Here is a 23,828-nt window from a genome sequence, read left to right as displayed (position 1 = left end):
GGCGGATCGTGTAACAGGCGGCGCGCTCGGACGCAGCCGTCAGGTCCTCTGAGGCAGCCGGCGCGCCGATCGGGCGGCATGGACGGTGCCGGCGAGCCCGACCAGCGCCAGCCCGGCGAGGCCGGCGACCAGGAGATCGCGGGTGCGGCTCGTGGCGAACTCGGTCCGGCTCGCCTTGGTCCTGTCGGAGAATCGGCCGTCGATCCCGACGGAACCGGGCACGGGCTCGTAGAGGTTGCCCGCCATGGCGGGGATGGTCTCGTCGGAGAGCTGCGCCGACCACATGGATGCAGCCTTGCGGTCGGCGAGCGCCGGCGCCAGCGCCTGCGCTGCGGCCATCATCATCGACGAGCGCCCGACCCAGACCTCCCGGCGCGGATGCTCGACCGCGTACAGGATCGCCTCGGCGCAGAGCCGCGGGTCGAAGACCGGATCCGGCGCGAATTGGCGGTGCCCGGTGCGGTTGCGCGCCCAGTTGAACTGGGGCGTGTTGACCGCCGGCAGGTAGATCACGCTGAGGCTGACATTGACCCGGTCGTGCAGCAGCTCGCAGCGCAGGGCGTCGGTGAAGCCCGACACCGCGAACTTCGCCGCGCAATAGGGCGCCTGCAGCGGCGCCGCCCGGATCGCCAGACCGGACGAGACCTGGATGATCGCGCCGCGATCGCGTCGCTTCATGTAGCGCAAGGCGGCGAGCGTCCCGTAGACCTGGCTGAGATAGGTCGTCTCGGTGACCCGCCGGTATTCGTCCGGCGTGATCCGATCGGCCGGACTCACTACGGTCGACATGGCGTTATTGACCCAGGCGCGGATCGGGCCGAGTTCGCGCTCCACCCGTTCCGCGGCCCCGTCCACGGCCTGCGAATCGGCCACGTCGGCCCCGATCGCCAGGACCGGCTGGCCGTAGGCGGCCAGCGCCTGCTCCACCGCGGCGAGACGACCCGGATCCCGTGCGATCACTGCCACCGACCAGCCGCGCGCAGCGAATTCATGGGCCGTGGCGAGCCCGATCCCGGCCGTGCCCCCAGTGACGACCGCAACCCGTGCCATACCCACCTCACCGTCGACTGATCGAACCGGCAACACGGATCGGCGCCCTCGGTTGCGTCGTCGGACCGGGCCGCATCGTCACGGGGCGGCCGAATTCCGTTCCGGCGACGCAACGTCCGACGGCCACAGCTGTTGACTGCCTGTACCGCGTCATGCCGAACCATCGAGGGTCGCAGCCATGCGCACCGGACGACGCTTCTCCCTGCCGATCGATCCCTGGCCGCAGGCCTCTCTGGCCGAGCGGACCGCCGTCGGGATGGTGCTGACGTTCCTGCTGCTGCTGCCGGCCTGTGCGGCCGGGGCCGCGCTCTTCGTGATCACGACGCTCGCGGCCCACATGTACTGGTCCTACGACCTCGGCGCCTCGCTGCACGCCCTCATCGCCCGGCACGTCGGGCGGAAGGAGCGCCTGGCCCCGAAGACCTGACGCGGCCTGCCGGCCGATCCGCCACGGGCGGTGCCGGTTCACACGGTCCGACACCGCGACGGCCGTGATCCCTGTGCGTTCGCATCGGTCCGATTTGACCTGACCGTCTCTCGTAGGCCAGTCAGGGTCGGAACCGAGAGAATGCCATGTTCCGTACCCTGATGACTGCGCGGCGGTTCGCGCCGCTGTTCTGGTGCCAGTTCTTCTCGGCGTTCAACGACAATTTTCTCAAGAACGCGCTGGCCTTCCTGATCCTGTTCGGCATCGGCGGCCAGGCGGATTCCCATGCCGGCGTCCTGGTGACCCTGGCGAGCGCCGTCTTCATCGGGCCGTTTTTCATCCTGTCAGGACTCGGCGGCCAGTGGGCCGACCGGTACGACAAGGCCCTGATGGCCCGGCGGCTCAAGTTCGCCGAGATCTTCGCGGCCGGCGCCGCCGTGCTCGGCTTCCTGCTGCATTCCGTGCCGATCCTGTTCGTCGCGCTCGGCCTGTTCGGGACGATCGCGGCCCTGTTCGGCCCGATCAAGTACGGGATCCTACCGGACCATCTCCGGCGCGAGGAGCTGCCCGCCGGCAACGCCCTGGTGGAGGCGGCGACCTTCCTGGCGATTCTGCTGGGGACGATCGCGGCGGGCGCGGCCTCGGCGATGGGCGGGTCCGGAATCGTGTTCGGCGCCCTGGTGATGGGCTTCGCCGTCCTGTGCTGGCTCTCGGCCCGGATGATCCCGGCGACCGGGGAGGGGGCACCGGACCTGCGCGTCGACCCGAACGTCGCCCGCTCCACCTACGCGCTGCTGCGCGACCTCTGGGCCGACACGCGCCTGTGGCGCGGCTCGCTCACCGTGAGCTGGTTCTGGCTCGTCGGCGTGGTGGTGCTGTCGCTGCTGCCCGTCCTGGTCCGCGGCGCCTTCAACGGCACCGAGACGGTGATCACGCTGCTCCTGGCGCTCTTCTCCATCGGCATCGCATTGGGCTCCGGCCTCGCCTCGTGGCTCGCCAGCGGCCGGATCGTGCTGCTGCCGACGCCGGTGGGCGCGGTTCTGATGGGGCTGTTCGGCCTCGATCTCGCCTGGACGGTCGGCCATCTCCCGGCGCCCCCCGCGGAGCCGATCGGGCCCCTCGCGTTCCTGCAGACCGGCCACGGCCTGCGCGCCGGGATCGACTTCCTCGGACTCGCGGTCTCGGGCGGCCTCTACATCGTCCCGTCCTTCGCGGCCGTGCAGGCCTGGGCCGAGAAGGCGATGCGGGCGCGAATCATCGGCGCGGTCAACGTCATGACGGCGGCCTTCATGGTGGCCGGCACCCTGGCGCTCGCGGGCCTGCAGGGCGCGGGCCTGTCGATCGCGAGCCTTCTCGCCGTGGTCGCGGTGCTGAACGTCCTCGTCGGCGCGATCGTGTTCGCGACCCTGCCGACCAGCCCGTTCCGCGACGCCCTGTCGATCCTGTTCCGGGCCTTCTATCGCCTGGAAGTCCGGGGCTTCGACAACCTCGCTGCGGCCGGGCCGAACGCCATCGTGGCGCTCAACCACGTCTCGTTCCTCGACGCGCCGCTGGCCCTGTCGCTCCTCGAGCAGGAGCCGGTCTTCGCCATCGACAGCGGGATCGCGCAGCGCTGGTGGGTGCGGCCGTTCCTGCGCGTCACCAAGGCGATGCCCCTGGACCCGACCCGGCCGCTCGCCACCCGGACGCTGATTAATGCGGTCAAGGGCGGCGAGACCCTGATCATCTTCCCCGAAGGTCGGCTCACCGTCACCGGCAGCCTGATGAAGGTCTATGACGGCGCCGGGCTCATCGCCGACAAGTCCGACGCGATGGTGGTCCCCGTGAAGATCGACGGGCTGGAGCGCACCGCCTTCTCGCGCCTCTCCCGCCGGCAGGTCAGCCGCCGCTGGTGGCCCAAAGTCGTCGTGACGGTGATGCCGCCGGTGCGCCTGACGGTGGACCCGGCCCTCAAGGGCAAGGCGCGGCGGCAGGCGGCCGGTGCGGCCCTCTACGGCATCATGTCGGACCTCGTCTTCCGCACCACCGACATCGACCGCGGATTGATGGCGGCTTTGATCGAGGCGGGCGAGCTTCACGGCTGGCGCCGCAACGCCCTGGAGGACCCGGTCGGCGGAAAGCTCAGTTACGGCCGGCTCGTGATGGGCGCCAACATCCTCGGCCGCAAGCTGATGCCCCTCGCGCCCCTCGGCGGGCGGATCGGCGTCATGCTGCCGAACGCCAACGGCGCCGCCGTGACGCTCTTCGCGCTGGCTTCCGCGGGCCGGGTCCCGGCGATGATCAATTTCTCGGCCGGCCCCGCCAACGTCCTCTCCGCCTGCCGGGCGGCCGAGGTGAGCCGGATCCTCACCTCCCGGGCCTTCATCGAGAAGGGGCGGCTCGGACCGCTCGTGGAGGCGATCCGCGACTCGGTGGAGCTCGTCTACCTGGAAGACGTGCGGGCCGGCATCACCACCGGGGACAAGATCCGGGGCTTTCTCGCGCCCCGGCGCCCCCTCGTGGCCCGCCGCGGCGAGGATCCGGGAGCGGTGCTGTTCACCTCGGGCAGCGAGGGCACGCCGAAGGGTGTGGTGCTCGCCAACCGCTGCATGCTCGCCAACGTGGCGCAGGTGGCGGCCCGGATCGATTTCGGGCCGATGGACAAGGTGTTCAACGTCCTGCCCGTGTTCCACGCCTTCGGCCTGACGGCCGGGCTGATCCTGCCCTTGGTCTCGGGCGTGCCGGTCTATCTCTACCCGTCGCCGCTGCACTACCGGATCGTCCCGGAGCTGATCTACGGCTCGAACAGCACCGTTCTGTTCGGGACCGACACGTTCCTCACGGGCTATGCCCGGGCCGCCCATTCCTACGACCTGCGCTCGCTGCGCTACGTCGTCGCCGGCGCCGAGGCCGTGAAGGAGACGACCCGGAGGACCTATGCCGAGAAGTTCGGGCTGCGCATCCTGGAGGGCTACGGCGTCACCGAATGCGGACCGGTCGTGGCGCTCAACACCCCGATGTTCAACCGCTTCGGCACGGTCGGGCGGATCCTGCCCGGTATCGAGACCCGCCTGGACCCGGTGCCGGGGATCGACGAGGGCGGCCGCCTGTCGCTACGCGGCCCCAACATCATGCTGGGCTATCTGCGCGCCGAGAAGCCGGGCGTCCTGGAGCCGCCGCCGGGGGGCTGGCACGACACCGGTGACATCGTGGCGATCGACCCGATGGGCTTCGTGACGATCAAGGGCCGGGCGAAGCGCTTCGCCAAGGTCGCGGGGGAGATGGTCTCGCTCGCCGGCGTCGAGGCGTTGGCCGCCGAACTCTGGCCCGATCGTCCGAGCGCCGTGGCGGCGCTGCCGGACCCGCGCAAGGGCGAGCGGCTGGTCCTATTCACGCAGGAGACGGGCGCCACCCGGGCGGCCTATCAGAGCTTCGCCAAGAGCCGTGGCGCCTCGGACGTGGCGATCCCGGCCGAGGTCGTGGTGCTGGAGGCGATCCCGATGCTCGGCACCGGCAAGATCGATCAAGTGGCCGTCACCAAGCTGGCCCTGGAGCGCGCGAAAGAGACGGCGGCCGCCTGACCGGAGGCCCTCACGCCCCGCGTCACCCAAACGGGGGATGCGGGGTGCCCCGGGATCCGATGGTATCGCGCATACAGCCGCGATTCGAGACGCTCGGCGCGTACGGGTTGCGTGTCTGAGGGGGACGCGGGTCGGTTCGACGAGGGGCAGATCATGCAGAAGGGCAGGCCTATTCCCGCTTGGCTGGCGAGGCGGACCTATTTCAAGCGGATCGGGCGCTGGACGAAGCCCGGCAAGGCGGCGCCGCCGCCCTCCGGGCCGGTGGCGGCCCCGATGCCCTCCAACGTCGTGCCCTTCCCGGTGCGGATGAACCGCCCGGATCGCCCCGTCCTCGAAGACCTGCGCGTGGTCGGCACGGCGTAGGGTCGGGCCTCACCCGGACCGGACGGTCGCGCGCGGTCGGCGCCCGGGATCGCCGGGGGACTTGTCGGCCGCGCCGGAACGGTAAATCCTGCGCCGTCGGAGCCGGAACCGGGGGGATGCGTGCCGCACGACGGGTCCGATCCGAGCAGGCCGGCGCCCCCGCGGGCGCGGCGCATCGGTTCGCGGCTGGCTTTCGGAGCCGCCGCGCTCGGTCTGAGCCTCCTGGCGGCCGGCGTCGGCGCGCTCTGGCGTTTCGCCGACGCGCTTCCCCCCCTCGACCTCAGCCCCGCAGAGGCGCGCTCGACGGTGGTGCTGGACCGGGCCGGCACGCTGCTGCGCCCTTTCGCGACGGCGGACGGGCGCTGGCGCCTGCCGGTCACCGCGGAGACGGTCGATCCACGCTATCGGGCCATGCTGCTCGCTTTCGAAGATCACCGTTTCGCCGATCATCCCGGCATCGATCCGGCCGCGGTGTTGCGCGCCGCCCTCCAGTGGCTGGTCCGGGGCCACATCGTCTCGGGTGCCTCGACCCTGTCGATGCAGGTGGCCCGCCTGGTCGAGCCGCGGCGGGAGCGCTCCCTCGCGGCCAAGCTCCGCCAGATGGTGCGCGCGGTCGCGCTGGAGCGACGTCTCGGGAAGTCCGGGCTCCTCGATCTCTATCTGGCGCTGGCCCCCTATGGCGGTCCGCTGGAGGGCGTCCGGGCGGCGAGCATCGCGTATTTCGGGCGGGAGCCGGTGCGGCTGACCGCGGCGCAGGCGGCTCTCCTCGTCGCCCTGCCGCAATCGCCCGAGACCCGCCGCCCGGACCGGTTCGCGGACCGCGCCCGCGCCGCCCGCGATCGGGTCCTAGCCGTCGCGCAGGCCCGCGGCATCCTCACCGCGGCCGAGGCCGAGGCCGCCCGGGCCGAGCCGGTGCCGACGGCGCGCCGGCCGTTCCCGATGCTCGCGGCGCATGCCGCCGAGGAGGCGGTCGCGGCCGACCCGGAGGCTGCAACGATCCGCCTTGCCATCGACGGCCGCCTGCAGGAGAGACTGGAAGCGCTGGCGGCCGAGCGCGCAGCCGCCGCCGGGCCGGACCTCTCGGCCGCGATCCTCGTCCTCGACAATCGTGACGGGCGGGTGCTCGCCCAGGTGGGCAGCGCCGGCTACCTCGACCCGTCCCGGCGCGGCGCCATCGATATGACCCTGGCGGTGCGCTCCCCCGGCTCGGCGCTGAAGCCGTTCGTCTACGCCATGGCCTTCGCGGACGGCCTCGCGCATCCCGAGACGCTGCTGGAAGACCGGCCCGCCCGCTTCTCGGCAAGCTACGCCCCGGAGAATTTCGACCTGACCTTCCAGGGCACGGTGACGGCCCGCCGGGCCCTGCAGCTTTCGCTCAACGTGCCGGCGGTCGAATTGATGGACGCGGTGGGGCCCGCCCGCTTCATCGCCCGGCTGCGCGCCGCCGGGGCCGGGATTCAGCTCCCCCGAGAGGCCGCGCCGGGGTTGCCGGTCGCACTGGGCGGGCTCGGAATCACGCTCACCGATCTCGCCCGTCTCTATGCCGGGCTCGCCCGCGGCGGCGCGGTTCCAGACCTGCTGCGCCGCGCCGACGGGGTCGCGGCCGAATCCCGGCACCGCGTCGCGGAGCCCGTGGCCGCCTGGTACGTCGCCGACATCCTGCGCGGGACACCGCCGCCGGAGAACGCCCTGCCCAATCGCATCGCCTACAAGACCGGCACCTCCTACGGGTACCGCGACGCCTGGGCGGCGGGCTTCGACCGTCACGTCACGGTCGTCGTCTGGGCCGGTCGGCCGGACGGCGCCGCGGTGCCGGGGCTCGTGGGCCGGACGGTCGCGGCGCCGCTCCTGTTCGACGCCTTCGCGCGCCTCGGGATCGAGCCCGAGCCGGTCCCGCAGCCGCGGGATGCGCTGGTCGTTGGGACGGGGCGCCTGCCGCCGCCGCTGCAGCACCTGCGCCGCGAGGCGGCCGAGACGGCGGGCCCGGCGCTGCGGATCGCGTATCCGCCGGACGGGGCGCGGATCGATCTCGGCCTCGACGCGGACGCCCACGGCGCGGCGGATGGCGGTCCGGGCCTCGCCTTGAAGGCCCTGGGCGGGGTGCCACCGCTCACCTGGCTGGTCGATGGTCAGCCGGTCATTCAGACGCCGCGACGGCGGGCAGAATGGGTGCCGGGGGGCGCAGGCTTCGCCCGGATCTCGGTCCTGGATGCGACCGGCGCCAGCGACAGCGTGTCTGTCCGGCTCGAATAGGCTTACGCAATCCTGGCTGCCGGCGCAGCACCGGGCGCCGCAGTGGAATCCGGATGCGTCTGGATCAGCGGCCGATCCCGAACCCGCGCGGTGTGTCGGCGGCGCCGCGCTGCCCGCAGACCTCCAGCGCGGCGGCGATCCGCGTCGCGCTGGCCGCGGACCCGTGCGACAGGCTGAGGACGGTGCCGAGGATCCCGGCGCTCACGAGGACGCCGAGGGCTGCCACACCGAGCAGCACGTAGCTCATCAATCTGTTGCGGCGCAGGTCGCCCGTCAGCGCCCGGATCAGATCCTGGTTGTCTTCGGCCAGACGATTCCGCGCCGCCACCAGCTCGTTGTACATGTTGGTGATGGCGTTGGTGGACATGTACACGAGCAGCAGGTGGACGACGAAGTCGTCGTCCGTCGTGGTGTTGAGGGCGGCCGCGATCCGCACGGCGAGCTGGCGCTCCCAGGGCTGCAGATCGCGGCCATGGACCGACCGGTAGAACCGCTCGAGGTTGGTCACGGCCGAAGGGCATCCCGCCACGCCGTGTGGAAGTTGCGCCGCAGGCGGCGGCCCTCGACCCGAAGGCGCATCGGCGCGCTGTTCGCCAGGGCCTGCCAGGTCATGTGCTGGACCCGCAGGGCCTCGATCAGCCGCTCGCCGATCCGCTCCACCTCGATGACGCGGAAGTTCGACTGCTTGCGCAGGGAGCGCACGAGATCGGACGATTCGAGATAATCGAAATTCGTCGCCTGGGCGGTGTTCTTGGCCAGGATCGCCCGATCGCACTCGATCAGCATGGGCCGGAGTTCCCTGAGGACCTCCAGGGCGGTGGGATCGACCGCGCCGGCCGCGACGACCACAGCGAGGCGGATATTCGCCTCCCGGCAGCTCTCCACGATGATCTCGGCACAGCGGCGCGTCGTCTCGGTATCGCCGGCCGGGAAGTCGACCACGATGAAGCGTTCGGGGGTCTCGATGACCCGTTCGATCAGGTCTTGGCACAGGGTCGGGTCGACGCGCCCCGTGCTGTCTTCGGCACGCAGGCGCTGCCGGAAGCCGGTGATTCCGGACCTGCGCGCCACGAAATTGTCGCTGCCGGGGTTGGTCTCCTGCATGAGCGCGGTGTGGAAATGCCGGTTGGCCGGATCGGTGTCGATCGCCAGCACCGGACCCGCCTCCGCACAGAGATCGGCCACCTGAAGGGCGATGGTGGTCTTGCCGACGCCGCCCTTGCCGCCGAGGCAGAGGACGAGAACCTTCGCGGCAGAGCCCAGAAGATCGCGCTGGATGTCCTGGATCTCGTCCGGGCTGTACCAGGCCGGAACTTTACTCTGGGACGTGTCGGTCATGCGCTGTCTCCTTGCTGATTCATGCAGGACGGCCTCGGCACGCGCGGCACCGGGTCTGCGGGCATTCGGGGGTCACGGGACCAGCCCGCACGGGCGCTCCGGGGACGCGGTGCGGGCTCCCGACGGCGCGATCGCGCAAAGGGCTCTCGGGCCTTCGTGAGGGAAGGATCCGATCATGCCGGTGCCGACGGGGGCGGGGAGCCCCACCGGTGACGCTGGCCTGGGCCGAGCGCGGTCGCGTGCGCCGTCCCTTCGCGTCCCCCCGGCGATAGGCGTCTCGGATTGGCGTCCGTCGCCACGGTAGGCACTCCGTTCCTGGATCTCTTTCTTCGACGGTTGGACCCGGAAGCTTTCGCTTCGCCGCAGCCGAGTTCTGGAAAGATCTGGCGCGCCACAGGAAACAACGCAAGCCAGGTCTTATCAGTTTTACTCTTAAATCTCCGTCTAACGTGCGATCATTAAAAAACTTTTATATTTGATCACAACGCACTAATCGTCGATTAAATGAGTAATTTTCTTATACTCATCGATATACGGCAGACATAATCCTCAATTCGGCAGATTCGTCCGGACGGATAGCGAGCCCCTCCGCATATCCGGCATGTGACGGGAAAGGCCCGTCGAAACGATCCGATCCGGGGCGGCCCTCAGCACTTCGCGAATGACGGGTGCGCGCGCGGACGTCAGCGGGCCGCAGCGAGGGGGGCGAACACGTCCAGGAGGCCGTTCACCAGGATCTGCGTGCCAACGCACAGCAGCAGGAAGGCGAAGAGGCGGCCCATCACCCGGGCGCGGGCCGGGCCTATGAACGCCACCACCCGGTCGGCGGAGGCGTAGAGCACGGCGACCGTGGCGGCGACCGCGAGGGCTGCCAGCGTGACGCCGATGTAGAAGCTGAACCGCTCCGCATAGGCCGTCGGCCGGTTCGCCCCCAGGGTGATGGCAACCGCGATCGTCCCCGGTCCCGTGGTGAACGGCAGCGTCAGGGGGAAGAAGGCGATGTCGGAGAGGGGGCCCGGTGCCGGATCGCCCTGCGGCTCTGTCGAGACGGCGCCGCGGCCCGCCGAGCCCGAGGCCTCGGCCTGCTTGCGCGCCTCCCGCGCCTCCGGCCGGTTCAGCTGCGTCCAGGCCGACGACATGACCACGAGGCCGCCGGCGATGCGCAGCGCCCCCAGCGTCACGCCGAAGAAATTGAGGATCGGCGTGCCCGCCCAGAGGGCGCCGAGCATCACCAGGGCGGCGTAACCGCCGATCCGCCGCGACAGCAGCACGCGCTCGGCGTGGCTGAAGGCGCTCGTCACCTGCGCGAAGATGAACGCACCCCCAATCGGGTTCACGATCGAGAACAGGGCCGACAGGGCGAGCAGGAACTGCTGGGTGGTGAGGTCGAGGCTCATCGGGTCCAACCGGATCGCACGCTGTCCTGGACCATCGACCGCCGTGGATGGGGATCGCGCATCCGGATCAGCCCGGGGAGGGGGCCGGCACCAGCACACGGGCCGGCGCGAGACGGCGGGCGCGCCGCACCTGCTGCACGGCGACGGGCCGGTACAGCTGCTTCGTCGCGTCGACCACGTGCAGGCCCGCGAAGGGCAGGGACAGGCTGGTGCCGAGCCACTCCCAGGCGGGTCCGGTGCGCAGCATCAGGCGCGAGCGTGCCGGCGGCATGTACAGGGTCTCGGCCCAGCTCACCGGCGAGAACAGCGTATCCCGCATCAGCCGTCCGAGCTGCGAGCGGCTGTAGGGCTGGCCGTGACCGAAGGGCGTCGCCTCCCGGCGCGCCCAGACGCCCCGGCGGTTGGGCACCACCAGGATCATGCGGCCGCCCGGGGTGAGGGTCCGCCAGACCTCCTGCAGCAGCTCTGTCGGGCTCTCCACCGATTCGAGGGCGTGGACCAGGATGACCCGGTCGATGGCGGCCTCGGGCAGCGGCATCATGGTGGGATCGGCCAAAGCCGCGCAGGAACGCCCGGTGCTCGGCCAGTTCACCACGCCCTGCGTGGCCGGCATGAAGGCGAGCGTGCGCTCGGCGATATAGTGGACCGGCCCGAGATAGGGCGTCGCGTAGCCGATCCCGAGGACGCGCAGCCCCGAGACCGAGCCGAGGAAATCGTGGAGCGCGCGGCCGACCACACGATGCGTCGTGCGGCCCAGAGGGCTGGCGTAGAAGGCCCGCAAGCCGTTGACGTCGAGACGCATGGGAACAGAAGATCGCGATCGGAACGGTCGTTGTACTCAATGGTGAGCCGCGCGCCGCGCGGCAAGCGTCGGAGGAACCCGGCGGGACCATCACCTGTTCACGGCAACAGATTTCGCGCCCCTTCGCGTTCCTGGGAGACCCCGTCCGATGGCCGCCGAGACCGAGATTCGCACCTTCCTCTGCCGCAGCGACAATATCGGCGTGCTCATCCGCGATCCGGCGACCGGCGCCTGCGCGGCGATCGACGTCCCAGAGGCCGGGCCGGTCCTGAAGGCCCTCGACGAGACCGGCTGGCGCTTGACCGACATCCTCGTCACGCACCGGCACGGCGACCATGTCGAGGGCATCCCGGCGGTGAAGCAGGCGACCGGGGCCCGGGTGGTCGCCCCCGCCAAGGCCGGGGACGCGGTTCCGCAGGTGGACGTGACGGTGCGAGAGGGCGACACCGTCGCGATCGGCCGCCTGGAAGCCCAGGTCTGGGAGACGCCGGGCCACTGCGCCGACCATGTGACCTACTGGTTCGCCGAGGCCGGCCTCGTCTGCGCCGGGGACACCCTGTTCACCCTCGGCTGCGGTCGGGTGATGGAGAGCCCGCCCGAGACCCTGTACCGCTCCCTGCGGCGCTTCGACGATCTGCCCGACGCGACGCAGGTGTTCAGCGGCCACGACTACGTACTCTCCAACGCACGCTTCGCCCTGGCGGCCGATCCGGACAATCCGGACCTGAAGGCGCGCTTCGCCGAGGCCGAGCGCGCCAAGGCGGAAGGCCGCTTCCTGATCCCCTCGACCATGGGCGCGGAACGGGCGACCAACCCGTTCCTGCGCAGTGGACAGCCGGCCCTGGCCCGGTCCGTCGACCTACCGCCGGAAAGCGATCCCGAGGCGGTGTTCGTCGCCTTGCGAGCGTGGAAGAACCGCTTTTAACGCAGGTGATAACGAGAAAAATTTGTTGCCTTCTCAAGGCAAACTGACACATAGGGATGTTTAAGCGGTCCTAATCCGCTCAGGTAACCGGGCTCCCGGGGGGAAGCCGTAACGTCAACGCGAAGCGCCGGGACGCTTCAGCCGGTATGATGGGGGTCCGTCTCGCCCTACCACCTGTCCACTTCCCGCCTGCCGCTGCCTTTCCTCAAGCCAGAGTCCGACGGGTCCAAGGAGGAGGCGCTCAGCGCCAAGCCCAAGATTTCCGTCGCCGACGCACTCCGCGAAAATGGTGACGCGGCCAGTCCTGCGCGCCCGCGGGCGCCGGTTGCGGCCGACGTCCGGCTGCTCGGCATCGCCACCGAGCATCTGTCGCGGCTCGGCCCCAAGCGCGTGACGGTTGTGGCCGTTGCCGCTGAGGCCGGCATGACGCACGCCAACGTGTACCGTTACTTCCCGTCGAAGGACGCGCTCCTCGACGCGGTGGCGGGGCGCTGGCTGCGCGAGGTCGAAGCCCGGCTCGCCGGCATCGCCGACGCGCCCGATCCCGCCGACGACAAGATCGAGCGCCTGCTGACAGCCCTCGCGACGGTCCAGCGGGACGCCCTGTTCGACGAACCGAACCTGTTCGCGGTCCATCTCGACGCCACCGTGTCGGCCCGGCCGATCGCCCGGCGGCATCGCGTCCGCCTGCGCAGTCTCGTGGAGCGGGTGGTCGAAGAGGGGATCACGTCCGGGATCTTCTCGGCTCGCGATCGGGAGCGGGCGATCGCCTACATCTTCGACGCGAGCTACCGCTTCACGCATCCCCTGGCGATCCAGCACGATGCCGAAGTGCCCCGCGACCTGATCGAGGCCCGTTTCGGAGCCGTCATCCACGCGATCCAGCGGGTGCTCCGCTCCGGCATCCTCTGATCCACCGCTTTCGCGAACGCCGATCGCCGGGCCCGGACTCCCCTGTCCGGGCCCTTGTCGTTTCCGCGCTGCGGGCCGATCCGAGCGCCGCCCCCGACCGAAATGACAGGTTTCAGAATCTGTCATCGAGACTTCGGAGCGCCTGCGGAGCCGGGTGCACTGCACCTAAAACCTTCGCGACGTTGACGTTTCGGCACACCCCTCGCCTCGTTGAGAGGCCGCCGGATGCCTCGGACGCGCCGGCCGCGCACCCTGCATCGGGTTGAAGCCACGGTGCTTTTCGGCCACACAGCCGCGCAGATTTCAGAGTGACGAATCCGGTCTCGGACCCTGGCGGCCGAGCACGGCCGGCCTCGCGCACCGCATCACCGAAGTCGAACGCAGCGGAGACGAATCCGACATGGCTCGCAACAAGATCGCGCTCATCGGTGCCGGCCAGATCGGCGGCACCCTGGCACTTCTCGCTGGCCTCAAGGATCTCGGGGACGTGGTGCTGTTCGACATCGTCGACGGCGTGCCGCAGGGCAAGGCACTCGACATCGCCGAGGCCGCCCCGGTGGAGGGCTTCGACGCGACCTACGCGGGCGCGAGCGACTACGCCGCCATCAAGGGGGCCGACGTCGTGATCGTCACCGCGGGCGTGCCGCGCAAGCCCGGCATGAGCCGCGACGACCTGATCGGCATCAATCTCAAGGTGATGCAGGCGGTGGGCGAGGGCATCAAGACCCACGCGCCGGACGCCTTCGTGATCTGCATCACCAACCCGCTCGACGCGATGGTCTGGGCGCTCCAGAAGTTCTCCGGTCTGCCCACCAACAAGATCGTCGGCATGGCCGGCGTTCTCGACTCGGCCCGCTTCCGCCACTTCCTGGCCGAGGAGTTCAAGGTCTCGGTCGAGGACGTCACCGCCTTCGTCCTCGGCGGCCACGGCGACGACATGGTGCCGCTGACCCGCTACTCGACGGTGGCGGGCGTGCCGCTGACCGACCTCGTCAAGCTCGGCTGGACCACCCAGGAGAAGCTCGACGCCATGGTCGAGCGCACCCGCAAGGGCGGCGGCGAGATCGTCAACCTGCTTAAGACCGGCTCGGCCTTCTACGCGCCCGCCGCCTCCGCCATCGCCATGGCCGAGAGCTATCTGCGCGACAAGAAGCGGGTCCTGCCCTGCGCCGCCTATCTCGACGGCCAGTACGGCGTCTCCGGCATGTTCATCGGCGTGCCGATCGTGATCGGCGCGAACGGCGTGGAGCGCGTGCTCGAGGTGACCTTCGACGCGGCCGAGAAGACGATGTTCGACAAGTCGGTCGCCTCGGTGGCGGGCCTGATCGAGGCCTGCAAGGGCGTCGACAGCAACCTCGCCTGACCGGTAAGCGGATACCGGGCCGCGCGAAGCGTTCGGGGATTCGAATCCCAGTCGCTCCGCGCTGTTCGTTGCCACCTATTCGCTCCTCCCTACGAGGCTCCGATGAACATCCACGAATACCAGGCCAAGGCCGTGCTGAAGGAGTTCGGCCTGCCCGTCTCCCGCGGCGTGGCCATCTTCAACCCGTCGGAGGCTGAGGCCGCCGCCAAGGAGCTCGGCGGCCCGGTCTGGGTCGTGAAGAGCCAGATCCACGCGGGCGGCCGCGGCAAGGGCACCTTCAAGGGTGCACCCGAGGGCGCTAAGGGCGGCGTGCGCGTCACCAAGTCGATCGACGAGGTGAAGCAGTATGCGGGCGAGATGCTCGGCCAGACGCTGGTGACGATCCAGACCGGCCCGGCCGGCAAGCAGGTCAACCGCCTTTACATCGAGGAAGGCGCGCAGATCGCCGAGGAATTCTACCTCTCGATGCTGGTGGACCGCGCCACGGGCGGCGTCGCCTTCGTGGTCTCCACCGAGGGCGGGATGGACATCGAGGCGGTGGCCCACGACACGCCCGAGAAGATCCACACGATCGCGGTCGATCCGGCCACGGGCGTCATGCCCCATCACGGCCGCGCCGTCGCCAAGGCGCTCGGGCTGTCCGGCGCCCAGGCCAAGGAAGCCGGCGCGCTCACCGAGAAGCTCTACGCGGCCTTCGTCGCCAAGGACATGAGCCTCCTCGAGATCAACCCGCTGGTGCTCACCGCGGACGGGCATCTCAAGTGCCTCGACGCCAAGATGGCCTTCGATTCGAACGCCCTCTACCGGCACCCGGACATCGTGGCGCTCCGCGACGAGACCGAGGAGGACGCCAAGGAGATCGAGGCGTCCAAGTACGACCTCGCCTACATCGCGCTCGACGGCACGATCGGCTGCATGGTCAACGGCGCCGGCCTCGCCATGGCGACCCTCGACATCATCAAGCTCTACGGCGAGGAGCCGGCGAACTTCCTCGATGTCGGCGGCGGCGCCTCGGAGGAGAAGGTCACGGCGGCGTTCAAGATCATCACCGCCGATCCGAACGTGAAGGGGATCCTCGTCAACATCTTCGGCGGGATCATGAAGTGCGACGTGATCGCCAACGGCGTCATCGCGGCCGTGAAGGCGGTGGGCCTGCAGGTGCCGCTGGTTGTGCGCCTCGAGGGCACGAACGTCGAGGAGGGGAAGGCGATCATCCGGAATTCCGGTCTCAACGTGATCCCGGCGGACGACCTCGACGACGCCGCCCAGAAGATCGTCGCCGCCGTGAAGGGAGCCTGATCATGTCGGTGATGATCGACGCCAACACCAAGGTCATCTGCCAGGGTTTCACCGGCAAGAACGGGACCTTCCACTCCGAGCAGGCCATCGCCTACGGCACCAAGATGGTCGGCGGCACGAGCCCCGGTAAGGGCGGCTCGACGCATCTCGGCCTGCCGGTGTTCGACACGGTGGCCGAGGCCCGCGAGGCCACGGGCGCCGACGCCTCGGTGGTCTACGTGCCCCCGCCCGGCGCCGCCGACGCGATCTGCGAAGCGATCGCCGCCGAGATCCCGCTGATCGTCTGCATCACCGAGGGCATTCCGGTGCTCGACATGGTCAAGGTGAAGCGGGCGCTCACTGGCTCGAAGTCGCGTCTGGTCGGGCCGAACTGCCCGGGCATCGTCACGGCGGGCGAATCGAAGATCGGCATCATGCCGGCCAACATCTTCCGGCAAGGCTCGGTCGGTATCGTCTCGCGCTCCGGCACGCTGACCTACGAGGCGGTGTTCCAGACCTCCAATGCCGGCCTCGGCCAGACCACCGCGGTGGGCATCGGCGGTGATCCGGTGAAGGGCACCGAATTCATCGACGTGCTGGAGCTGTTCCTCGCCGATCCGAAGACCGAGTCGATCGTGATGATCGGCGAGATCGGCGGCTCGGCCGAGGAGGAGGCTGCGCAGTTCCTGAAGGACGAGGCCAAGCGCGGGCGCAAGAAGCCGATGGTTGGCTTCATCGCCGGCCGCACGGCGCCTCCGGGCCGCCGCATGGGCCATGCCGGCGCGATCATCTCGGGCGGCAAGGGCGGCGCCGAGGACAAGATCGCCGCCATGGAGGCCGCGGGCATCCGCGTGTCGCCGTCGCCGGCCCGGCTGGGCTCGACGCTCGTCGAGGTCCTGAAGGGCTGAGGGCAAGCGCGCCTGCGTTGCGGCCATCGCAGGGCCGCAACGCCCATATCGGGCGTGCAGACGATTTCAGCGGGGCGGTCACCCGCCCCGTTTCGGTTTGAGGGCGATCCGCCGCGCTGACGGGGAGCCCGAAGGGCAGGGGAGCCTGCCCGCGCGACAGGATGGACGCACCATGGCACGCCAAGACGTGAACGAAGCGCTCCTCGAAACCTCGTTCCTCTACGGCGCCAACGCCGCCTACATCGAGGAATTGCAGGCGGCCTACGCCCGCAACCCGTCCTCGGTGGATCCGGAGTGGCAGACCTTCTTCAAGGGGCTCGGCGAGGACGAGACCCTGGTCGAGAAGAACGCCGCCGGCGCCTCCTGGGAGAAGCCCAACTGGCCGGTGCCGCTGAACGGCGAGCTGGTCTCGGCGCTCGACGGCAACTGGGGTGCCCTGGAGAAGGCGGTCGGCGACCGCATCGTCGCCCGGGACGGCAAGGACGCCAAGGACGCGAAGCCCGGCAAGCCGCAGGACAGCGTCACCGCGACCACCGGCGTGTCTGTGGAGCAGGCGACGAAGGATTCGGTGCGGGCGATCATGCTGATCCGCTCCTACCGCATGCGCGGCCACCTGCACGCCAAGCTCGACCCGCTCGGGCTTGCCCCCCGCGGTGACCACGAGGAGCTGCACCCGCAGCATTACGGCTTCACCGAGGAATCCGACTGGGACCGCCCGATCTTCCTCGACAACGTGCTCGGCCTCCAGTTCGGCACGATCCGCGAGATCGTCGACATCCTGGAGCGGACCTACTGCCAGACGCTCGGCGTCGAGTTCATGCACATCTCCGACCCCGCCGAGAAGGCGTGGATCCAGGAGCGCATCGAGGGCAAGGACAAGGAGATCTCCTTCACGCCCGAGGGCCGCCGCGCGATCCTCAACAAGCTGATCGAGGCCGAGGGCTTCGAGAAGTTCCTGGACCTGAAGTACACCGGCACGAAGCGCTTCGGCCTCGATGGCGGCGAGTCGATGATCCCGGCGCTGGAGCAGATCATCAAGCGCGGCGGCGCGCTCGGCGTCCGCGAGATCGTGCTGGGCATGGCCCATCGCGGCCGGCTCAACGTCCTCACCAACGTGATGGCTAAGCCCTTCCGGGCGGTGTTCCACGAGTTCAAGGGCGGCTCGGCTTCCCCGGCCGAGGTCGAGGGCTCGGGCGACGTGAAGTACCATCTGGGCGCGTCCTCGGACCGCGCCTTCGACGGCAACAACGTCCACCTGTCGCTCACCGCCAACCCCTCGCATCTCGAGATCGTCGATCCGGTGGTGCTCGGGAAGGTCCGCGCCAAGCAGGACCAGTGGGCCAAACCCAACATCGAGCGCCGCACGGTGCTGCCGCTGCTGATCCACGGCGACGCCGCCTTCGCGGGCCAGGGCGTGGTGGCCGAGTGCTTCGGCCTGTCGGGCCTGAAGGGCCACCGCACCGGCGGCTCGATCCACTTCATCATCAACAACCAGATCGGCTTCACCACCGATCCGCGCTTCTCGCGCTCCTCGCCCTACCCGTCCGACGTCGCCAAGATGGTCGAGGCGCCGATCTTCCACTGCAACGGCGACGATCCGGAAGCCGTCACCTTCGCGGCCAAGGTGGCGGTCGAGTACCGGCAGAAGTTCGGCAAGCCGGTCGTGATCGACATGCTCTGCTACCGCCGCTTCGGCCACAACGAGGGCGATGAGCCGGCCTTCACCCAGCCGAAGATGTACCAGCGGATCCGCAAGCATCCCTCGGTGCTGGAGAATTACGGCCGCAAGCTCGTCGAGAACAGCTCCGTGACCCAGGAGGCGCTCGACGCCCGAAAGGCCGAGTTCCGCGGGATGCTCGACACCGAGCTCGACGTCGCCAACACCTACAAGGCCAACAAGGCCGACTGGCTCGACGGCCGCTGGTCCGGCGTGAAGGCGGTCCACGAGGACGTGGACGATCCGCGCCGAGGCCGCACCGCCGTGCCGGCCGAGACCCTGCAGGAGATCGGGCGCAAGATCACCCAGGCGCCGCCCGGCTTCCACCTGCACCGCACGATCCAGCGGTTCATGGACAACCGCGCCAAGGCGGTGGAGACGGGTGTCGGCATCGACTGGGCGACCGCCGAGGCGCTGGCCTTCGGGGCGACCCTGCTCGACGGCAACCGGGTCCGGCTCTCCGGCCAGGATGTCGAGCGCGGCACCTTCTCGCAGCGCCACGCGGTGGTGATCGATCAGGAGAACGAGCAGCGCTACACGCCGCTCAACGCCATCCGCGAGGGCCAGGCCTCCATAGAGATCATCAACTCGATGCTCTCCGAGGAGGCGGTGCTCGGCTTCGAGTACGGCTACTCGCTGGCCGAGCCGAACGCCCTGGTCCTCTGGGAGGCGCAGTTCGGCGATTTCGCCAACGGCGCCCAGGTGGTGATCGACCAGTTCATCGCGTCCGGCGAGCGCAAGTGGCTGCGCATGTCCGGCCTCGTGCTGCTGCTGCCGCACGGCTACGAGGGGCAGGGGCCGGAGCACTCCTCCGCCCGGCTGGAGCGCTACCTCCAGGCCTGCGCCGAGGACAACATGCAGGTCGCCAACGTCACGACGCCGGCGAACTACTTCCACATCCTGCGCCGGCAGCTGAAGCGCGACTTCCGCAAGCCGCTGGTGCTGATGACGCCGAAGTCGCTGCTGCGCCACAAGCGTGCCGTCTCCAGCCTCGACGCGCTGGCCGAGGGCTCGACCTTCCACCGCGTCCTCTGGGACGACGCGGAGGAGGAGGGCGCGCCGAACAAACTCGTGCGCGACGACAAGATCCGCCGCGTCGTCTTGTGTTCCGGCAAGGTCTACTACGACCTGCTGGAGGAGCGGGAGAAGCGCGGGCTCAACGACATCTACCTGATGCGTGTCGAGCAGCTCTACCCGTTCCCGCTCAAGGCCCTGGCCAACGAGATGGCCCGCTTCCGCAACGCCGACGTGATCTGGTGCCAGGAGGAGCCCAAGAACATGGGCGCCTGGTCCTTCGTCGAGCCCTACCTCGAGTGGGTGCTCGGCCAGGCCGGCTCCGCGGTGAAGCGCGCCCGGTACGTCGGCCGTCCGGCCTCCGCCTCCACGGCGGTCGGCCAGATGTCGAAGCACCAGGCGCAGCTCCAGGCCTTCCTCAACGAGGCCCTGGCGGTCTGATCATCCGGCCATGGCCTATTTCCTGCTCCGTCTGGAACCGCCCCGCCCGAGCTTCCCGTTCGACGCGACGGAGGCCGAGAAGGCGCTGTTCTCGGCCCATTCCGGCTACTGGATGGAGCAGGCGGCCGCAGGGGCCGCCATCGCGGTCGGGCCCGTCTTCGAGTCCGGCGGCACCTGGGGCCTGGCCCTGGTCGAGGCGGACGACGCGGCCCAGGCCGAGGCGCTCGGCGAAGCAGATCCCGTCCTGATGGCGCAGGCAGGCTTCCGGTACAGCGTCTCGCCCGTTCCATCCCTGATCCTGCGGCGCTGACGTCGCGGCCCGACATCCAGAGGAGGCCCCCCGCGGGGCAGAAGAGAGCATGGCAACCGACATCCTCGTCCCGACCCTCGGCGAATCCGTGAGCGAGGCCACGATCGGCCGCTGGTTCAAGAAGCCCGGCGACACGGTCGCGGCCGACGAGCCGATCGTCGAGCTCGAGACCGACAAGGTCACCCTGGAGGTCAACGCCCCGGCGGCCGGCGAGCTCGGCGAGATCCTGGTCAAGGATGGGGAGACCGTGGAGCCCGGCGCCCTGCTCGGCTCGATCGTCGAGGCCGGCGCGGCCGGCAGCGGCAAGAAGGCCGCCCCCAAGGAGGCCCCGAAGGAGGCCGCCGAGATCAAAGCCGAGAGCCGGAGCGAGACCCCGAAGGCCGCCGCCCCCGCGAAGGCCGAAGCGCCCGCCCAGGAATCCTCTGCCGGCTACGGCAACCACGGCGACGCCGCCGCTCCGGCGGCAGCCCAGCAGCGCCCGGTGGGCGACAACGGCCCGGCGGTGGCGAAGCTCGCCCGGGAATCCGGCGTCGACCCGTCGGCGGTCAGTGGCTCCGGCAAGGACGGCCGCGTCACCAAGGGCGACATGCTCGGCGCCATCGCAAAGGGCCCGTCGGCCGCGCCCGCCAAGGAGGCCCGACCGACCCTGCCGCGCGCGCCTTCGGCGCCGGACGACGCCGCGCGCGAGGAACGCGTGCGGATGACGAAGCTGCGCCAGACCATCGCGCGCCGCCTCAAGGACGCGCAGGACACGGCGGCGATGCTGACGACGTTCAACGACGTCGACATGTCGGCCGTGATGGCGATGCGCAGCCAGTACAAGGATATCTTCGAGAAGAAGCACGGCACGAAGCTCGGCTTCATGGGCTTCTTCACCAAGGCGGTGATCGGCGCCCTCAAGGACGTGCCGGCGGTCAACGCCGAGATCGACGGGCAGGACCTTGTCTACAAGAACTACTACCACATCGGCATCGCGGTCGGGACCGATAAGGGGCTCGTCGTGCCGGTGGTGCGCGACGCCGACGACCTGTCGATCGCCGGCATCGAGAAGAAGATCGCGGGCTTCGGCAAGAAGGCCCGCGACGGCAAGCTCTCCATCGAGGAGATGCAGGGCGGCACCTTCACGATCACCAACGGCGGCATCTACGGCTCGCTGATGTCGACGCCGATCCTCAACGCGCCGCAATCGGGCATCCTCGGCATGCACCGCATCGAGGAGCGCCCGGTGGTCCGGGCCGGCAAGATCGAGGCCCGGCCGATGATGTACCTCGCGCTGTCGTACGATCATCGCATCGTCGACGGTAAGGAGGCTGTGACCTTCCTGGTGCGGGTGAAGGAGGCGCTGGAGGATCCGGCGCGGCTCGTGCTGGACCTCTGAGGTCGTCATGTCGGGCGCTGAGAACAGGGTTGCGATCGTCACCGGCGGCAGCCGCGGCATCGGCCGGGCCGTGTCGCTGCTTCTCGCGGAGCGCGGCTACGCGGTCTGCCTGAGCTACGTGTCGGACGCCGCCGCAGCCAAGACCGTGGTGGACGCGATCACCGCCCAGGGCGGCAAGGCGCGCGCCGTGAAGGGCGATGTCGGCAGCGAGGCCGACGTCATCGCGCTGTTCAGGGCGGCCGATGGGCTCGGGCGCCTCGCGGCTTTGGTCAACAATGCCGGCGTCGTCGACGTGAAGTCCGACGTCGCCGACATGACCGAGGGCCGGCTCCAGCGGATGATGACAACCAACGTGGTCGGCAGCTTCCTGTGCGCCCGCGAGGCGGTCCGGCGGATGTCGACCAAGCGCGGCGGGGCAGGGGGCGCCATCGTCAACCTGTCCTCGGTGGCGGCGCGGCTGGGCGGCCCCGGTCAGTTCGTGGATTACGCCGCCTCGAAGGGGGCCATCGACGCGCTGACGATCGGGCTCGCCCGGGAGGTGGCCGCCGAAGGCATCCGGGTCAACGCGGTGGCGCCCGGCATCATCGCCACCGAGATCCATGCCAGCGGCGGCGAGCCGGACCGGGTGGAGCGCCTCGGCCCGGGCGTCCCGATGAAGCGGGCCGGCACCGCCGAGGAGGTGGCCGCACCGATCGTGTGGCTGCTCTCGGAGGAGGCCTCCTACACCACGGGCGCCATCCTCGACGTCGGCGGCGGCCGCTGAGCCTCAGCCCGACCTGACATTCCCTGCCCGTCTCACACGCGGCACGACCGAGCGGAAGCGAAGCCTCATGTCCTACGATCTCGTCGTCATCGGCACCGGTCCCGGCGGCTACGTGTGCGCCATCCGCGCGGCGCAGCTCGGCCTGCGGACCGCCGTGGTCGAGAAGCGCGCGACCCATGGCGGCACCTGCCTCAATGTCGGCTGCATCCCGTCCAAGGCCCTGCTGCACGCCTCCGAGGCGTTCGAGGAGGCCAACACGCATTTCGCCGATCTCGGCATCGATGTCGGCACGCCGAAGCTCGACCTGAAAAAGATGATGGCCTTCAAGGCCGAGGGCGTGGCGGGCAACACCAAGGGCGTCGAGTTCCTGCTCAAGAAGAACAAGGTCGAGACCTTCCACGGCACCGGCCGGATCGCGGGAGCCGGCCGGGTCGAGGTCGTGTCCGAGGATGGCGGCAACCAGATGCTCGAGACCAAGAGCATCGTCATCGCCACCGGCTCGGACGTGGCGCGGCTGCCCGGCGTCACCATCGACGAGAAGGTGGTGGTTTCCTCGACCGGCGCCCTGGAGCTCGACCGGGTGCCGAAGAAGCTCCTGGTCATCGGCGCCGGCGTGATCGGTCTGGAGCTGGGCTCCGTCTGGCGCCGGCTCGGCTCCGAGGTCACCGTGGTCGAGTATCTCGACCGGGTGCTGCCCGGCATGGACGGAGAGGTCGGCAAGCAGTTCCAGCGGATCCTGACCAAGCAGGGCATCGCCTTCAAGTTGTCCACCAAGGTGACCGGCGTCGAGGTCGGCAAGAAGGGCGGCGCGACCGTCACCGTGGAGCCGGCCGCGGGCGGCGCGGCGGAAACGCTCCAGGCGGACGCGGTGCTCGTCTGCATCGGCCGGGTCCCCTACACGGAGGGCCTGGGCCTCGACACGGTGGGCGTCCAGCGGGACGACAAGGGCCGGATCCTCACGGACTCGCACTACGCCACCAACGTCACCGGCATCTACGCCATCGGTGACGTGATTGCCGGCCCGATGCTGGCCCACAAGGCCGAGGACGAGGGCGTCGCGGTGGCCGAGATGCTGGCCGGCCAGTCCGGCCACGTGAATTACGGCGTGATCCCGAACGTGGTCTACACGTTCCCGGAGGTCGCCTCGGTGGGCAAGACCGAGGAGGAGTTGAAGAAGGACGGCGTCGCCTACAATGCCGGCAAGTTCCCCTTCACGGCCAACGGCCGGGCCAAGGCGAACGGCACCACGGACGGCTTCGTGAAGGTGCTGGCCGACGCCCAGACCGACCGCGTGCTGGGCGTGCACATCGTCGGCGCGGATGCCGGCAACCTGATCGCCGAGGCGGCGGTGGCGATGGAGTTCGGTGCCTCCTCGGAGGACATCGCCCGGACCTGCCACGCGCATCCGACGCTGACCGAGGCCGTCAAGGAAGCCGCCCTGGCGGTGAGCAAGCGCGCGATCCACGTCTGAGTGGCGGGCGGACGCAGGAGCGTCCATCCGCAGGGGCGCTGGGACAAAAGGGGCGGCTGACCGAACTGCCCCTTGTCCTGAGTCGCCGGAGCGCAGCGCAGACCATGCGGGAGGGCGCCGGAGACCGTCGCGCTCCCCGAAGCCCTCCTTCGAGGCCC

19 protein-coding genes are annotated in these 23,828 nt (G+C 69.9%); 14 read left to right on the top strand and 5 right to left on the bottom strand.

From position 1 onward, the window contains the following. Window positions 1-39: 39 nt before the first annotated feature. On the bottom strand, window positions 40-1,050 hold the full coding sequence (locus GGQ91_RS09685; RefSeq protein ID WP_182591876.1) for an SDR family oxidoreductase: 1,011 nt from the start codon (window positions 1,048-1,050) through the stop codon (window positions 40-42). A gap of 178 nt (window positions 1,051-1,228) precedes the next feature. On the opposite strand from GGQ91_RS09685, the gene GGQ91_RS09680 reads away from it, so the two are divergent. From GGQ91_RS09680 to pbpC, 4 genes are all read left to right on the top strand, one after another. After that, a complete protein-coding gene (locus GGQ91_RS09680) occupies window positions 1,229-1,477 on the top strand; it encodes a hypothetical protein (RefSeq protein ID WP_043354976.1) in 249 nt (82 codons plus the stop codon). 146 nt (window positions 1,478-1,623) lie between these two features. Then, entirely contained in the window at window positions 1,624-5,037 is a 3,414-nt protein-coding gene (locus GGQ91_RS09675) for an acyl-[ACP]--phospholipid O-acyltransferase (RefSeq protein WP_182591875.1), read from the top strand. 111 nt (window positions 5,038-5,148) lie between these two features. Further along, on the top strand, window positions 5,149-5,400 hold the full coding sequence (locus GGQ91_RS09670) for a hypothetical protein (protein ID WP_236961548.1): 252 nt from the start codon (window positions 5,149-5,151) through the stop codon (window positions 5,398-5,400). A 120-nt stretch (window positions 5,401-5,520) separates the two neighbouring features. Further along, on the top strand, window positions 5,521-7,653 hold the full coding sequence (gene pbpC, locus GGQ91_RS09665; RefSeq protein ID WP_182591874.1) for a penicillin-binding protein 1C: 2,133 nt from the start codon (window positions 5,521-5,523) through the stop codon (window positions 7,651-7,653). A gap of 64 nt (window positions 7,654-7,717) precedes the next feature. Here pbpC and GGQ91_RS09660 read toward each other — a convergent pair whose 3' ends face one another. From GGQ91_RS09660 to GGQ91_RS09645, 4 genes are all read right to left on the bottom strand, one after another. After that, window positions 7,718-8,161 carry a hypothetical protein gene (locus tag GGQ91_RS09660; RefSeq protein WP_075379762.1) on the bottom strand — a complete coding sequence of 148 codons (444 nt, stop codon included), beginning with the start codon at window positions 8,159-8,161 and terminating at the stop codon, window positions 7,718-7,720. Continuing rightward, a complete protein-coding gene (locus tag GGQ91_RS09655; RefSeq protein ID WP_043354968.1) occupies window positions 8,158-8,991 on the bottom strand; it encodes a nucleotide-binding protein in 834 nt (277 codons plus the stop codon). The genes GGQ91_RS09660 and GGQ91_RS09655 overlap by 4 nt, the downstream gene beginning before the upstream one ends. A gap of 683 nt (window positions 8,992-9,674) precedes the next feature. Beyond that, entirely contained in the window at window positions 9,675-10,388 is a 714-nt protein-coding gene (locus tag GGQ91_RS09650; RefSeq protein ID WP_043354982.1) for a MarC family protein, read from the bottom strand. A gap of 67 nt (window positions 10,389-10,455) precedes the next feature. Further along, a complete protein-coding gene (locus GGQ91_RS09645) occupies window positions 10,456-11,190 on the bottom strand; it encodes a methyltransferase domain-containing protein (protein WP_043354966.1) in 735 nt (244 codons plus the stop codon). Between the two features lie 148 nt (window positions 11,191-11,338). On the opposite strand from GGQ91_RS09645, the gene gloB reads away from it, so the two are divergent. The 10 genes from gloB to lpdA all read left to right on the top strand — a co-directional run bounded on the left by gloB (window position 11,339) and on the right by lpdA (window position 23,670). Continuing rightward, a complete protein-coding gene (gloB, locus tag GGQ91_RS09640) occupies window positions 11,339-12,115 on the top strand; it encodes a hydroxyacylglutathione hydrolase (RefSeq protein WP_075379763.1) in 777 nt (258 codons plus the stop codon). A 342-nt stretch (window positions 12,116-12,457) separates the two neighbouring features. Next, window positions 12,458-13,027, top strand: coding sequence for a TetR family transcriptional regulator (locus GGQ91_RS09635; protein ID WP_007560094.1), 570 nt, complete (start codon window positions 12,458-12,460; stop codon window positions 13,025-13,027). Window positions 13,028-13,427: 400 nt separating this feature from the next. After that, window positions 13,428-14,390: a malate dehydrogenase gene (gene mdh / locus GGQ91_RS09630; protein ID WP_043354955.1), complete on the top strand. Its 963-nt coding sequence runs from the start codon at window positions 13,428-13,430 to the stop codon at window positions 14,388-14,390. Between the two features lie 102 nt (window positions 14,391-14,492). Next, window positions 14,493-15,689, top strand: a complete 1,197-nt coding sequence (gene sucC, locus GGQ91_RS09625) for an ADP-forming succinate--CoA ligase subunit beta (protein ID WP_043354953.1) — start codon at window positions 14,493-14,495, stop codon at window positions 15,687-15,689. Window positions 15,690-15,691: 2 nt separating this feature from the next. Then, on the top strand, window positions 15,692-16,576 hold the full coding sequence (sucD, locus tag GGQ91_RS09620) for a succinate--CoA ligase subunit alpha (protein WP_043354951.1): 885 nt from the start codon (window positions 15,692-15,694) through the stop codon (window positions 16,574-16,576). Window positions 16,577-16,748: 172 nt separating this feature from the next. Further along, window positions 16,749-19,748: a 2-oxoglutarate dehydrogenase E1 component gene (locus GGQ91_RS09615; protein ID WP_043388850.1), complete on the top strand. Its 3,000-nt coding sequence runs from the start codon at window positions 16,749-16,751 to the stop codon at window positions 19,746-19,748. Between the two features lie 10 nt (window positions 19,749-19,758). Next, complete coding sequence (locus GGQ91_RS09610; RefSeq protein WP_075379765.1) at window positions 19,759-20,058, top strand: YciI family protein; 300 nt, start codon at window positions 19,759-19,761, stop codon at window positions 20,056-20,058. A gap of 49 nt (window positions 20,059-20,107) precedes the next feature. Further along, entirely contained in the window at window positions 20,108-21,436 is a 1,329-nt protein-coding gene (gene odhB, locus GGQ91_RS09605) for a 2-oxoglutarate dehydrogenase complex dihydrolipoyllysine-residue succinyltransferase (protein WP_075379766.1), read from the top strand. 7 nt (window positions 21,437-21,443) lie between these two features. Next, a complete protein-coding gene (locus GGQ91_RS09600) occupies window positions 21,444-22,199 on the top strand; it encodes an SDR family oxidoreductase (RefSeq protein WP_075379767.1) in 756 nt (251 codons plus the stop codon). Window positions 22,200-22,266: 67 nt separating this feature from the next. After that, window positions 22,267-23,670 (top strand): dihydrolipoyl dehydrogenase, encoded by a 1,404-nt coding sequence (gene lpdA / locus GGQ91_RS09595; RefSeq protein ID WP_043756043.1) that lies wholly within the window; start codon window positions 22,267-22,269, stop codon window positions 23,668-23,670. Window positions 23,671-23,828: the final 158 nt, after the last annotated feature.

The organism is Methylobacterium fujisawaense (assembly GCF_014138435.1).
Taxonomy (GTDB): Bacteria; Pseudomonadota; Alphaproteobacteria; order Rhizobiales; family Beijerinckiaceae; genus Methylobacterium; species Methylobacterium fujisawaense.
Note: the sequence above shows the minus strand (reverse complement) of the source record. Positions and strands in the feature narration are given on the sequence as shown.